10 protein-coding genes and 1 pseudogene are annotated in these 13,010 nt (G+C 73.4%); 5 read left to right on the top strand and 6 right to left on the bottom strand.

From position 1 onward, the window contains the following. Positions 1-63 precede the first annotated feature (63 nt). On the top strand, positions 64-1,560 hold the full coding sequence (der, locus tag HDA41_RS08480; RefSeq protein WP_184982181.1) for a ribosome biogenesis GTPase Der: 1,497 nt from the start codon (positions 64-66) through the stop codon (positions 1,558-1,560). Positions 1,561-1,620: 60 nt separating this feature from the next. Here der and HDA41_RS08475 read toward each other — a convergent pair whose 3' ends face one another. Further along, positions 1,621-2,010: a hypothetical protein gene (locus HDA41_RS08475; protein ID WP_184982179.1), complete on the bottom strand. Its 390-nt coding sequence runs from the start codon at positions 2,008-2,010 to the stop codon at positions 1,621-1,623. A gap of 85 nt (positions 2,011-2,095) precedes the next feature. Continuing rightward, entirely contained in the window at positions 2,096-2,878 is a 783-nt protein-coding gene (locus tag HDA41_RS08470; RefSeq protein ID WP_184982177.1) for a DUF8842 C-terminal domain-containing protein, read from the bottom strand. 542 nt (positions 2,879-3,420) lie between these two features. Here HDA41_RS08470 and HDA41_RS08465 point away from each other — a divergent pair. Next, positions 3,421-4,062 (top strand): LysM peptidoglycan-binding domain-containing protein, encoded by a 642-nt coding sequence (locus tag HDA41_RS08465; protein ID WP_184982175.1) that lies wholly within the window; start codon positions 3,421-3,423, stop codon positions 4,060-4,062. A gap of 70 nt (positions 4,063-4,132) precedes the next feature. Here HDA41_RS08465 and HDA41_RS08460 read toward each other — a convergent pair whose 3' ends face one another. The 3 genes from HDA41_RS08460 to HDA41_RS08450 are packed head-to-tail and all read right to left on the bottom strand — an operon-like array spanning position 4,133 to position 8,262. After that, positions 4,133-4,774: an ABC transporter ATP-binding protein gene (locus HDA41_RS08460; RefSeq protein ID WP_184982173.1), complete on the bottom strand. Its 642-nt coding sequence runs from the start codon at positions 4,772-4,774 to the stop codon at positions 4,133-4,135. After that, entirely contained in the window at positions 4,771-7,764 is a 2,994-nt protein-coding gene (locus tag HDA41_RS08455; protein WP_184982171.1) for an ABC transporter permease subunit, read from the bottom strand. The genes HDA41_RS08460 and HDA41_RS08455 overlap by 4 nt, the downstream gene beginning before the upstream one ends. A gap of 9 nt (positions 7,765-7,773) precedes the next feature. Then, positions 7,774-8,262 (bottom strand): hypothetical protein, encoded by a 489-nt coding sequence (locus tag HDA41_RS08450; RefSeq protein WP_184982169.1) that lies wholly within the window; start codon positions 8,260-8,262, stop codon positions 7,774-7,776. Positions 8,263-8,405: 143 nt separating this feature from the next. On the opposite strand from HDA41_RS08450, the gene HDA41_RS08445 reads away from it, so the two are divergent. From HDA41_RS08445 to HDA41_RS08435, 3 genes are read left to right on the top strand one after another with little or no spacing between them, the layout of a single operon-like run. Further along, positions 8,406-8,966 carry an MTB12 C-terminal domain-containing protein gene (locus HDA41_RS08445; protein ID WP_184982167.1) on the top strand — a complete coding sequence of 187 codons (561 nt, stop codon included), beginning with the start codon at positions 8,406-8,408 and terminating at the stop codon, positions 8,964-8,966. Further along, positions 8,941-10,227: an ABC transporter substrate-binding protein gene (locus HDA41_RS08440; protein WP_184982165.1), complete on the top strand. Its 1,287-nt coding sequence runs from the start codon at positions 8,941-8,943 to the stop codon at positions 10,225-10,227. The genes HDA41_RS08445 and HDA41_RS08440 overlap by 26 nt, the downstream gene beginning before the upstream one ends. A gap of 39 nt (positions 10,228-10,266) precedes the next feature. Further along, complete coding sequence (locus HDA41_RS08435) at positions 10,267-11,307, top strand: helix-turn-helix transcriptional regulator (protein ID WP_184982163.1); 1,041 nt, start codon at positions 10,267-10,269, stop codon at positions 11,305-11,307. Here the strand turns inward: HDA41_RS08435 and ctaD are convergent. Beyond that, positions 11,306-12,877, bottom strand: a pseudogene (gene ctaD / locus HDA41_RS08430) (aa3-type cytochrome oxidase subunit I); the annotation flags it as partial. The gene HDA41_RS08435 and the pseudogene ctaD overlap by 2 nt on opposite strands. Positions 12,878-13,010: the final 133 nt, after the last annotated feature.

Below are 13,010 nucleotides of genomic sequence, written 5' to 3'. Positions count from 1 at the left end.
ATCAGCCCGCGAGACAGCGGGTACTCCACCGACCACCACGATGAACGACGAGGTACGGACTTCATGAACGACCAGATCCAGCCCGACGGCTCGGACGCGCACGACGGCGCGCCCGAGCCAGACCACGGGGCGCTCGGCGACGCCGAGTTCGCGGAGTTCATGGAGCTCGCCGCGGAGGAGGGCTTCGACCTCGAGGACGTCGAGGGCGCGATCGAGGCGGCCGGGCACGGCCCGCTGCCCGTCCTCGCCGTGGTGGGCCGCCCCAATGTCGGCAAGTCGACCCTGGTGAACCGGATCATCGGCCGCCGCGAGGCCGTCGTCGAGGACAAGCCCGGTGTCACCCGCGACCGTGTGACCTACGAGGCCGAGTGGGCGGGCCGCCGCTTCAAGGTCGTCGACACCGGCGGCTGGGAGCAGGACGTCCTCGGTATCGACGCCTCCGTGGCCGCCCAGGCCGAGTACGCCATCGACGCGGCCGACGCGGTGGTCTTCGTCGTCGACGCCAAGGTCGGCGCCACCGACACCGACGAGGCCGTCGTCCGGCTGCTGCGCAAGGCCGGCAAGCCGGTCGTGCTGTGCGCCAACAAGGTGGACGGCCCGAGCGGCGAGGCCGACGCGGCCTACCTGTGGTCGCTGGGCCTGGGGGAGCCGCACCCGGTCTCGGCGCTGCACGGCCGGGGCACCGGCGACATGCTCGACCAGGTCCTGGAGGTGCTGCCGGAGGCGCCGCGCGAGACGTTCGGCGGGGGCGGCATCGGCGGTCCGCGCCGCATCGCCCTGATCGGCCGCCCGAACGTGGGCAAGTCCTCGCTGCTGAACAAGGTGGCGGGCGAGGAGCGCGTCGTCGTCAACGAGCAGGCGGGCACCACCCGCGACCCGGTCGACGAGCTGATCGAACTCGGCGGTGTCACCTGGAAGTTCGTCGACACGGCGGGCATCCGCAAGCGCGTCCACCTCCAGCAGGGTGCCGACTACTACGCCTCGCTGCGCACCGCAGCCGCCGTCGAGAAGGCGGAGGTCGCGGTCATCCTCATCGACGCCTCCGAGTCCATCTCGGTGCAGGACCAGCGGATCGTCACCATGGCCGTCGAGGCGGGCCGTGCGATCGTCCTCGCCTTCAACAAGTGGGACACCCTCGACGAGGAGCGCCGCTACTACCTGGAGCGGGAGATCGAGACCGAGCTGGGCCAGGTGGCATGGGCCCCGCGCGTCAACGTCTCGGCGCGCACCGGCCGCCACATGGAGAAGCTGGTCCCGGCGATCGAGACGGCCCTGGCGGGCTGGGAGACCCGGGTCCCGACGGGCCGGCTGAACGCGTTCCTCGGCGAGCTGGTCGCCGCCCATCCGCACCCGGTCCGGGGCGGCAAGCAGCCGCGCATCCTGTTCGGCACGCAGGCGGGCACCAAGCCGCCGCGGTTCGTGCTGTTCGCGTCCGGCTTCATCGAGGCGGGCTACCGGCGCTTCATCGAGCGTCGCCTGCGCGAGGAGTTCAGCTTCGACGGGACGCCGATCCACATCTCGGTGCGGGTGCGCGAGAAGCGCGGCGCGAAGAAGAAGTAGCAGGAAACAGCGGAAGGGCGGCCCCAGCCGGGGCCGCCCTTCCGCTGTACGGTGCTCGTTTCAGGCGCCGCTGCGACGGCCCGGAGGCAGGGCGGCCGGCACGTGGTGCATCCCCGTGCCGTGCGAGCCGATGGCCCCGACGCGCTGCCACTGCGGCTGCTGCCCGGCGGCCTGGCGGGCGCTCTGGGCCCCCGCGCTGTAGGCACTGTACGAGCTGCTGTGCGAACTGCCGTACGAGACCGTACCGCGCGGGATGTTCCCGAAGGCGGTGAAGCCGAATTTCTCCTCGCCGCTGCGGTCGCCGGGAAGTGCGCGGAAGGACTTGACGTACTCGGCGTAGAGCGCGTCGTAGATCGGCGTGGCCGATGGGCCGCCCTGGGAGTCCTGAGCCGACCGTGCGGAGGGGATCGACGAGTAGGACTGGCGGCGGGGAACGTCGTATGCGTGCACGTATGTCCAAACGACCCCGCGGGTCAAGGGATGCGGCCCGGGTACGGCTTTCGCGGGGGTGCGGTCCGCGCGGGTGACGCACAGCTCAGGTGCCGGCCAGCGGCAGCGCGGCGGCGACCAGCTTTCCGGTCGCCGCCGCCTTGTCCAGCGCGTCCCGCAGCAGGTCCTCGCGCGGCTGGCGGCCGATCGAGCCGACCGGCGCGGCGAGCATCAGCACCTGCTGGTGCTTGTTCGCGGCCGCGCGCCAGCCCTCGGTGACCTGGAGCGGCTCATGCGCCTGCCACCAGGCCACCGGCTGGCCGCCGTTGCCGCCCGGCTGGAGCACCGCGTGCAGCCGGCCCATGGCGAGCAGCACCGACCAGCCGTGCAGCACGGGCGGTACGGCGGACAGCTCGGTCAGCGGCATGAAGCCCTGCTCGATGAGCAGCGGCAGGTAGTCGTCGCCGGAGCCCGTGGTGCCGGGCCGGGCGATGGGCGCGGTCGGCTCCACCACCAGGGCCGGGTGCAGCTCCCCGGCGATCAGCACGAGCCCGCTCGTCACGCCGAGCACCGCCTGCTCGGGCACCACCTTGTCGGGCTCCAGGTCGACGGGGTCGCCGGTGATGGACTTGACGGCGCCCCGGAGCTGTTCCTCGGTGACCTGGACGACCTGCGAGGGCAGGCAGCCGGCGTGGGCGAAGGCGAGGACGGCGGTCTCGTCCCCGATGAACAGGACGGTGCTGGTGCGCTCCTGCTCGGAGTTGCCCGGAGTGCGGCAGGACGTGCAGTCGTAACTGCCCGGGGCGGTCTCTCCGGCGAGCAGGCGGTCGGCTTCTTCGTCGCCGATCTCGGCGCGTACCTCGTCGCTGACGTCGAGCATGCGCGGCACGGGTGACTCCCTCGGGATGCGGTGCGTGGCAAGACCGGGTGGCTCCCGGCCCGTGTCCGGGTGGGGCCCGGCTCATGAAGGAGACAACGGGCGCCCTGTGGCGGGAGTCACGCCCCAGAGCGAATGGAATCGAACCATCCAGCGCACAGGGTCACGCTCGGCGCGGAATCGCGTACTCACCGTCAAGTCCGTGGTCTGCAAAGGGCGTTGAGGTGGTGAGGTGGGTCACAGGCTGTCGGGCCGGTTGGTCGATATATCAGGAAATCCAGGAATGAAGTGGGTGTCCGGAAATAGCCGTTACCCGAGGTATCGGGGAACTGGCCTGGCACGACGGGCAACTGGTTGATGACGGCCTGTCAACTCCTTAGATTCCTCCGCCGTGTGCAGCGAGCACCGCTCGGGTACGTCCGCCGGCCGCGTGATTCTCCGGAACCACGCGCAGTGCCACACCGGCGGACGGGGCGAGCGCGACCCACGCGCCCCATGGCGCGGGCCGTGGCGTTCCGCCTTGGGGGACCCCGGGTGTTTCGAGAGGGAACTACATGTCCGAATGTGCCGATACCACGCGCGACAACGCTCGGAAGAACCAGGTTCGTACGACGGCGGTCCTCGCCGGCGCGGCACTGCTCGCGCCCCTCGGACTGCTGGCCGCGACCGGAAACGCCGCGGCGGCTGACAGCGGAGTGTGGGACCGCATCGCCCAGTGCGAGAGCGGCGGCAACTGGCACATCAGCACCGGCAACGGCTACTACGGCGGACTCCAGTTCGCCGCCTCCACCTGGCGCGCCTACGGCGGCACCGCGTACGCGCCCACCGCCGACCAGGCGAGCAAGTCCCAGCAGATCGCCGTCGCCACCAAGGTCCAGCGCGCCCAGGGCTGGGGCGCCTGGCCGACCTGCTCGGCCCGCGCCGGGGCGAGCGGCAGCGCACCCGCGGCGTCCGCGGCCGACTCCGTCACCTCCGCCAAGCCCGCTCCGGCGAAGTCCTCGAAGGCACCGGCGCGTTCCACGGCACACCCCGACCGCGGCTCCTCCCGCGGCGACTACACCGTCCGCGAGGGCGACACGCTGAGCGCTGTCGCCGCCCGGCACGGGACCAGCTGGCAGCACCTCTACGCCGCCAACGAGGCCGCCATCGGCGGCGATCCCGACGTGATCGTGCCCGGCCTGCGCCTCGACATCTGAGCCGCTCCCGCCCGCCGGGACACGCGGGCCCCGTCCGGCCGGCCGGACGGGGCCTCGGCGCGTCTTCGGCTCACGGTCCGAGCTCGCTCGCCTCCCCGGCGAACACCACGGCCCCACGGCGCAGTTCGTACACCAGGACCGGTCGGTCCCGCAGGGCGGGCGGCAGGCGCTGCTCGGCGACCACCACGCACGCGTCGAGCGCGCTCAGCAGCCCGTAGGTGCGGGCGGCGACCGACGGCGACATGCCCTGGGCGGGCTCGTCGACGAGCACCACGCGCGCGCGGGCCAGCAGGGCCCGGGACAGGGCGAGCATGCGCTGCTCCCCGCCGGAGAGGGTGCCGGCCCGCCGCTCCAGCAGGGGCCGCAGCTGCGGATAGGCGTCGAGGGCCGGGCCGTGGTCCGGGGCGGCGAGTTCGAGGTTCTCGCGCACGGTGAGCGAGCCGAACACGGCCTGCCGCTCCGGCACCAGGCACAGCCCGCGCCGGGCCCGCTCGTATGCCGGTACGCGGGTCACGTCGGCGCCGTCCCACACCACGGCGCCACCCGACAGGGGCACCGTTCCGGCCAGGGCGCGCAGGGCGGTGCTGCGGCCGGAGCCGTTGCGGCCCAGCAGCACGGTCAGACCCGGGCCCGGGGCGGCGACAGTCACGCCGTGCAGGGCCTCCAGCGGGCCGTAGCGCACGCGCGCCTGGCGCAGGGAGACGGTGGTCATCGCCCGGCCGCCGATCCCAGGGCGTCCAGAACGCGTCCGGGCGGGCCGGAGGCGACGATCCGGCCCGCCGTCATCACGTGCACGACGTCCGCGAGGCCGGCGACCAGGTCCAGATCGTGCTCGACGACGAGCAGGGACATGCCGTCGGCGGCCAGGGCCTTCAGGACCCGGGCCAGAGCGGCCACTTCGGCGGTGTCGAGCCCGGCGGCGGGCTCGTCGAGCAGCAGGACGCGCGGGGCGCCCGCGAGGGCCCGGGCCAGTTCGACGCGGCGCAGCGTCCCCGTGGGCAGCCCGGCGGCGGGCAGCGCCCGCACCGGCCCGTCCAGAGCGAGCAGCCTGAGCGTCCGCTCCACGGCGCCCGGGTCGGTCACCCGGCCCTGTTCGGCGCCCACCCGGACGTTCTCGGTCACGGTCAGCGACGGGAAGACGGCCAGTTGCTGGAAGGTCCGCGCGACACCGAGCCGGGTGCGGGTGTGCGCGGGCAGGGCGGTGATGTCCCGCCCGCCGAGGCGCACCGATCCGCGTGCGGGCCGCAGCGTCCCGGCCAGACAGTGGAACAGGGTGCTCTTGCCGGCCCCGTTGGGGCCCACGACCGCGGTGATCCGCCCGGGGGAGACGTCCAGGTCGATCCCGTCGAGGGCGGTGAAGCCGCCGTAGTGGACGTGGAGGCGGCGGGCGGTGAGGACGGGGGAGGCTGTGGGGGTCGGGCCGGTGGGGGGTCGGGGCGCTTGCCGGGCCCCGACCGCGCGCGGCCGGGGCTCCTTGAAGGGCCCGGCGGTCGCCTCGCCCGCTGCCGGGGCCGCTGGAGTGGCAGGAGGCCGGGCACAGGCGGGGCGTGCCTCGCCTGGCGGGGCGTGGCGGTCCACCGGGGCGGACCCCGGCGTCCCGTCCGCCGCAGTCGCCGGCGGGCGAGGGGCGGCGGGGGCCGAGGGGCCGTGGACCGGCGCCTCGCGGCCCGCAGGCCCGGCACCCGGAGTCGCTCGCCGTCCGTCCACGGCGGCGGTGCGCGGTGCCGTTCCGCTCTCGTCCCCCGGGAGGCCGGCACGCCTGTCCACCCCCGTGCCCTCGGCCTCCCGCACCACGCGTGTCGCCGTCGCCCCCGTGGGCCCCGGTGCGGTCCGGGCCGCCCGCGGCTGTGCCGGGCGCAGCAGTCGGCGAGCCCGGACCCCCGCCGGGGTGAGGGCGGGGCTGCGGCGCAGGCGCAGGCGTTCCATCGCCGTGCGCAGGGCCTCGTACGGGCCGCCGGGGAAGCGCCCCACCAGGACCGCCAGGACGCCGATCACGGCCGCCGCCACGCCGCCGCGCGTGCCCGCGTCCAGGCCGACCAGAAGGGCCGCGGCGGCGAGGGCGCCGAGGGTGCTGTCGGCGCCCAGCACCACGACCGCCGCGAACCACAGCAGACCGCGCACCGGGTCGTAGGCGGCGGGGTCGAAGGCGCGCAGGCCCATGCCGAGCATGCCGCCGCCCAGCGCGGCGAGCGCGGCGCCCGCGACGAAGGCGAGCAGCTTCAGGGACGGCACCCGCACGCCCGCCGCCTGCGCCCCCGCCTCGTGGTCCCGCATGGCGGCGAGGGCCCGGCCCGTCCGCCCCCGGCGCAGCGCGTGCGCCGCCAGCAGCGCCACCGCCAGCAGGAGCAGCTCCAGGACGTAGTAGGCGCGGTCCCCCTCGAAACCCGCCGGGCGGCCCAGCGACAGGCCCGACGTGGCGTACGGCTGGGCGAAGACGAAGCGGCTCACTCCCACGCCGACCGCGAACGTCGCCAGCGCCAGCGCCAGGCCCCGGCGGCCGATCGCGGGCCAGCCCGTGAGCAGGCCGAGCGGTGCGACCAGGACGACCGCCACCGCGAGGGCCGCCAGCTCCGGCACGGCCGGCAGGCCCGGGAAACGGCCCGCCGCCAGCAGCGCGGTGAACAGGGCGCCCAGACCCGCGTACGCCGCCTGCCCCAGCGAGATCTGGCCGCCGCGGCCGGTGACCACCACCAGGGACAGCAGGACGACGGCCAGCGCCGGCACCTGGATCGACGTGTGCAGGTCCCGGCCGGCCAGGCCCAGCGGCAGCAGGAACAGCACGGCCGCCACGATCCACGCGCCGGGCGGTGTCGGAGCCCGGGCGGTGGCCGAGCGCGGCAGCGCGTCACGCGTGCCCACGCCCGGCAGGACCAGGGCCGCGACGAGCAGGGCGACGACGAACAGGTTCGTGCCGGCCGCCTGGAGCAGCGGCGCGCCCCACCCGGACGGGTGCAGCCGCGTCAGCTGGCTCTGCGCCACCCCGACGCCCAGCGCCACCACCACCGCGACCGGCAGGCTCCGCATCCGCGCGGCCACCGCGACCGCCACGACCTCCATCACGAGCAGCGGCAGCCCGTACGGGTCGAGACGCACGTACGGCGCCAGCAGTACGCCGGTCAGGCCCGCGGTGAAGGAGCCGAACGCCCAGCCCGCCGCCGCGACCCGGTCCGCGTCGACGCCGCTCAGCACGGCGAGCTGCCGGTCGTCGACCACGGCCCGCAGCTCCCGCCCGAACCGCGTCCGGCGGACGGTCGCCGCGACCCCGGCGGCCAGCGCCAGCACCACCGCCAGCTGCCCCCACGGCTCGTCCGGCACCAGCTCCGGCGCGTCGTCCCGCGCCCCCTGCCCCCACAGCAGCGCCGCCCCGCCCACCAGCAGCACGAACACCCCGATGGACGCCACCAGCGTCTGCGCCGGGTCACCGCCGAGAACCGCCAGGGGCCGGAAGGCGAACCGTTCCAGCACGACACCGAGCCCCGGCGCCAGCACCAGCAGCGTCACCGCGGCCCCGAGCCACAGCGGCCAGCCCCACTCGGCCACGCACTGCCGCAGCGCGTAGGCGCACACCATCGCGATCGCGCCGTGCGCGAAGTTCAGCACGCCGGTCGCCCGGTACGTCACGATCAGGCCGATCCCGGTCAGCGCCGCCGCGCTGCCGACCGCCAGGCCGGCCAGGGTGAGGTCGTACGTCAGCGAGGACATCGGCCGGGCTCAGTCGGTCTCTTCGGCGGGCTCGCAGATCGGGCACGGGCCCAGCTCGCCGCTCGCCACCAGCTTGGAGTCCACCGGAACCGCCTCCGCCTTCCCCGCGACCAGCGGGCAGTCCGCGCGGTGCCACAGCGTGCCGCCCGGCACCATCAGCAGCTCGCCGCTGACCGCGAGGGGCGCGAGGGCGGCCTGCCCGGTCTCGGCGGCTGCCTGGCCGGCGTCGTCGGGCTCGGACGCCACGAGCAGGCCGTACAACTCCTCCACGCGCGCGGCGGCGACCGAGTTCCGGCCGTGGGCCAGCAGCACCGCCCCGGAGACGATCAGAGCCGCGCCGGGGATCGTGCAGGAGGCGAGGTAGGGCAGCTGCCGTTCGGCGAAGCGCTCCCCGGAGACGCCGTACCAGCCGATGACGCAGAGCACCGCGCCGGCGGCCAGCGCCACCCAGCCGGCCCAGAGGACGGGACGCACGGTCCGCAGTCGGCTTGTCCGCATCGCTGGCTCCCACACGTCGGTTGTCAGGGCACGCGCCTGGCCGCCTGTTCAAGTCCGCCGATCGCTTGCACTATGCCTCTTGGAAGCTGACCCTGAAAGCACCGGGCGCGCATGGCCCGGACCGACACCCGGTGGTGAGCCAGATGGTTCTCGGCAGCGACCTCAGGCGGGGGAACGCGACACGGGGCCCACGAGCCGCGGGACGGGGCACGGCGATCACGGCCGCCCTGGTCCTGGCCCTCGCCCCGGCCCTCGCGGCATGCGGCGACGACGACGGCGGCAGCGAGGCCACTCCGCCCCAACCGACCGTTGACCGGACCACGAGCGCACCGGCCAGCGCGCCGGCGGACCGGGCCGCGGCCGAGACGGAGATCAGGCAGAACTGGCAGAAGTTCTTCGACCCGAAGACCTCGACGCAGGACAAGCAGGCCGTCCTGGAGAACGGCGACCGGATGGGCCCCGTCCTCGAGGCCTTCAGCGGCGACGAGCGCGGCGGGCAGGTTCAGGCGAAGGTCACCAAGATCGAGTTCACCTCGGCGACCGAGGCGGACGTGACGTACACGCTCACCCTGAAGGGCGCCACCGCCCTGCCGGACGCCTCCGGGACGGCCGTCGAGCAGGACGGCACCTGGAAGGTGTCCGCCAAGGCGCTGTGCGCGCTGGTGCGACTGAGCGGCAATGCGTCGCCGGTCCCGGGCTGTTGAGGCCCTCGCCGCGGTGCTGCTGCTCGCTTTGAGCGCGGCCTGCGGCAGCCGGCTCCCGGAGAGCGACTTCGAGCACGACGACCGCACCTCCGCGCCCCGCGACACCGCGCCTCTGCGGGTCGGCATCATCGCCAGCGCCACCAGCCCGGTCGGCGGCGCCGCCTTCACCGGCCCGCGCGACGGCGCCAAGGCGTGGTTCGACCGGCTCAACGCGCGCGGGGGCATCGACGGCCGCCGCGTGGAGGTGCGCCTGTGCGACGACGGCGGCAGCGGCGTCGGCAACAACGAGTGCGTGCACCGGCTGGTCGAGGAGGACGAGGTGGTCGCCCTGGTCGCCACCACCGCCTTCGACTACGCGGGCGCCTCCCGCGTCTCACGCGCGCGCGTGCCCGACATCGGCGGCCAGCCCATCGGCAGCGCCTACGACACCTACCCGCACCTCTACGGCATCTACGGCAGCCGCGCGCCGCGCGACGGCACCACCGGCTGGGACGGCAAGCTGTACGGCGGCACCGAGGTCTACCGCTACTTCAAGCGCGAGCACGGCGCCCGGACCGCCGCCGTCGTCTCCTACAACCAGTCCGCCTCCGCCGCCTACGCCCGGCTCGTCGAACGGGGCCTGCGCGCCGAGGGCTACAAGGTCGTCACCGAGCAGGTCGACTTCGCCCTGCCCAACTTCCGCGCCGTCGCGGCTGACCTGAAGGAACAGGGCGCCGACCTCGTCTTCGACGCCATCGACAGCCACGGCAACGCCCGGCTGTGCCAGGCGATGGACGAGGCCGGCGCCGACGTCACCGCCAAGGTGACCAACGTGCAGAACTGGACGTCCACCGTCGCCGACGCCTACAAGGACGCCCCGCGCTGCCGCAACGTCCTCTGGGCGACCGGCTCCAGCCGCAACTTCGACGACACCGGCCACAGGGCCGTACGGGAGTTCCGCGAGGCCACGAAGGACCTGAAGACGCACTCGCAGTGGCAGCTGGAGGGCTGGGCGGCCGCGCGGTGGTTCACGGACGCCGCCAAGTCCTGCGCGAGGACGGGCATCACGCGCGCGTGCGTCGACGCCTACATGAACCGCGGCGAGGGGTACACCGCGGGGGGACTGCTCCTGCCCGTGGAGTTCGAGCGGCGCCCCGAGCCGCCCAGGACCAGCCGGACCTGCCTGTCGGTGGCCCGCTGGCAGGACGGCGAGGGCTGGGTCACCCAGGGGGACATGAACCGCACCTGCTTCGACGTACCCCAACTGGCCTACGAGCCTTGAGGACAGCGGCTGTCCGCAAGGGCTGGCAGACTCGCCCCCATGTTGGAGACCTCGGCGCGCCTGCTGCGCCTGCTGTCCCTGCTCCAGGCCCACCGCGAGTGGTCCGGGCCCGACCTGGCCGAGCGGCTCGGCGTCAGCGCCCGTACTCTGCGCCGGGACGTGGACCGGCTGCGCGAACTCGGCTACCCGGTCAACGCCAGTCCCGGCACGGGCGGCGGTTACCAGCTCGGGGCGGGCGCCGAACTGCCGCCGCTGCTGCTGGACGACGACGAGGCCGTCGCCGTGGCGATCGGGCTGCGGACAGCGGCCGGACAGGGCATCGAGGGCATCGGCGAGACCTCGGTACGGGCCCTCGCCAAACTGGAACAGGTCCTGCCGAACCGGCTGCGCCGGCGCGTGGGCGCCCTCAACGCCTTCACCGTGCCGATGGTGCGCGGGCCCGTGCCCGACGCCGTCGACCCGGCCGTGCTGACCGAGCTCGCCCACCTGTGCCGGGACGCCGAGCGCCTGCGCTTCGAGTACCGCGGCCACGACGGCACCCAGAGCCGTCGCAGTGTCGAACCGCACCGCCTGGTGTGCACCGAGCGCCGCTGGTACCTGGTCGCGTGGGACCTCGACCGGGAGGACTGGCGCACGTTCCGCGTGGACCGCATCACGCCCAGGCCGCCGCACGGCCCGCGCTTCGAGCCGCGCGAGGCGCCCGCCGAGGACCTCGCCGCCTACGTCTCCCAGGGCGTCTCCACGCGCGTGTACGCCACCCACGCCGTCGTGCGGCTCCTGGCGCCCCTGGAGGAGGCCGCAGCGCACATCTCGCCCAGCGCCGGGGTGCTGGAGGAGGAGGGCCCGGACAGCTGCCTGCTGCGCTGCGGCGCCGGGAGCCTCGACGTGATGGTGATCCACGTGATGATGCTGGGCTTCGAGTTCGAGGTGCTCGAACCCGACGGGCTGATCGAGGCGATCAGGAGGACTCGGGACCGGCTTGATGGGGCTCTGGTTCGGGCTGCGCAGTCACCGCCGCGTACTGCGGATGGTGCAGGTCGAACGCCGGCGACTCCGACCGGATCCGGGGCAGCGTCGTGAAGTTGTGCCGGGGCGGCGGGCAGGAGGTCGCCCACTCCAGGGAACGGCCGTAGCCCCAGGGGTCGTCGACTTCGACCTTCTCGCCGTACCTGGCGGTCTTCCACACGTTGTAGAGGAACGGCAGCGTCGACAGGCCCAGCAGGAACGCGCCGATCGACGAGACGGTGTTGAGCGCCGTGAACCCGTCCGCGGCGAGGTAGTCCGCGTACCGGCGGGGCATGCCCTCGGCGCCCAGCCAGTGCTGCACCAGGAACGTGGTGTGGAAGCCGACGAACAGCGTCCAGAACTGGATCTTGCCGAGCCGCTCGTCGAGCATCTTCCCCGTGAACTTCGGCCACCAGAAGAAGAAGCCGGCGAAGATCGCGAAGACGACGGTGCCGAAGACGACGTAGTGGAAGTGCGCCACCACGAAGTACGTGTCCGTCACGTGGAAGTCCAGCGGCGGCGACGCCAGGATCACCCCGGTCAGCCCGCCGAACAGGAACGTCACCAGGAAGCCCGTCGCCCACAGCATCGGCGTCTCGAAGGACAGCGAGCCCTTGATCATCGTGCCGGTCCAGTTGAAGAACTTCACGCCCGTCGGCACCGCGATCAGGAAGCTCATGAAGGAGAAGAACGGCAGCAGCACCGCACCCGTCGCGAACATGTGGTGCGCCCACACCACCACCGACAGGCCGGTGATCGCCATCGTCGCGCCGACCAGCATCAGATAGCCGAACATCGGCTTGCGGCTGAAGACCGGGATGATCTCCGTGATGATGCCGAAGAACGGCAGCGCGATGATGTACACCTCGGGATGGCCGAAGAACCAGAACAGGTGCTGCCACAGGATCGCACCGCCGTTGGCCGCGTCGAAGACCTGCGAGCCGAACCGCCGGTCCGCCTCCAGCACCAGCAGCGCCGCCGCGAGCACCGGGAACGCCATCAGGATCAGGATCGACGTGAACAGCGTGTTCCAGACGAAGATCGGCATCCGGAACATCGTCATGCCGGGGGCGCGCATCCCGATGATGGTGGTGACGAAGTTGACCGCGCCGAGGATCGTGCCGAAGCCGGACAGCGACAGTCCCATGATCCACAGATCGGCCCCGATGCCGGGCGTGCGCTCCGCGCTGTTGAGCGGGGCGTAGGCGAACCAGCCGAAGTCGGCCGGTCCGGTGGGCACCAGCAGCGAGCCGAGCACGATCAGCCCGCCGAACAGGAACAGCCAGTACGAGAACATGTTCAGCCGCGGGAAGGCGACGTCGGGCGCGCCGATCTGCAACGGCATCAGCTCGTTCGCGAAGCCCGCGAAGGTCGGCGTCGCGAACAGCAGCAGCATGATCGTGCCGTGCAGCGTGAACGCCTGGTTGAACTGCTCGTTGGTGATGATCTGCAGGCCGGGGCGGGCCAGTTCGGCGCGCATCAGCAGCGCCATCACTCCGGCGATCAGGAAGAACACGAACGACGTGATCAGGTAGAGGTGACCGATCTTCTTGTGGTCCGTCGTGGTCAGCCAGTCGACCACCACCCGCCCGTGCTTCTTCCTCGGCACGGGCCGCGCCGTCGCCTGTACGGTCTGCGTCCCCATCGCTCGCTCGCCCCTTCGCTCATCGCGTCCCGGGCCCGCCGAAGCCCGCGCCACACGTACCCGCGAGCTCACGCCATGATGCTCGCGTCACCGAGCGCTCCGACAGGGTGCGTACCGGCCTCTCCGGGCCGAA

It is taken from the genome of Streptomyces caelestis (genome assembly GCF_014205255.1).
Classification (GTDB): domain Bacteria; phylum Actinomycetota; class Actinomycetes; order Streptomycetales; family Streptomycetaceae; genus Streptomyces; species Streptomyces caelestis.
This window is presented reverse-complemented; position numbering and strand designations above follow the sequence as displayed.

What these genes read in the sequence shown, in the direction of transcription:
- der (WP_184982181.1), top strand. Translation starts at nt 64, where the DNA reads ATGAACGACCAGATCCAGCCCGACGGCTCGGACGCGCACGACGGCGCG.
- HDA41_RS08465 (WP_184982175.1), top strand. Translation starts at nt 3,421, where the DNA reads ATGTCCGAATGTGCCGATACCACGCGCGACAACGCTCGGAAGAACCAG.
- HDA41_RS08435 (WP_184982163.1), top strand. Translation starts at nt 10,267, where the DNA reads ATGTTGGAGACCTCGGCGCGCCTGCTGCGCCTGCTGTCCCTGCTCCAG.
- HDA41_RS08445 (WP_184982167.1), top strand. Translation starts at nt 8,406, where the DNA reads ATGGTTCTCGGCAGCGACCTCAGGCGGGGGAACGCGACACGGGGCCCA.
- HDA41_RS08460 (WP_184982173.1), bottom strand. Translation starts at nt 4,774, where the DNA reads ATGACCACCGTCTCCCTGCGCCAGGCGCGCGTGCGCTACGGCCCGCTG.
- HDA41_RS08440 (WP_184982165.1), top strand. Translation starts at nt 8,941, where the DNA reads ATGCGTCGCCGGTCCCGGGCTGTTGAGGCCCTCGCCGCGGTGCTGCTG.
- HDA41_RS08455 (WP_184982171.1), bottom strand. Translation starts at nt 7,764, where the DNA reads ATGTCCTCGCTGACGTACGACCTCACCCTGGCCGGCCTGGCGGTCGGC.
- HDA41_RS08450 (WP_184982169.1), bottom strand. Translation starts at nt 8,262, where the DNA reads ATGCGGACAAGCCGACTGCGGACCGTGCGTCCCGTCCTCTGGGCCGGC.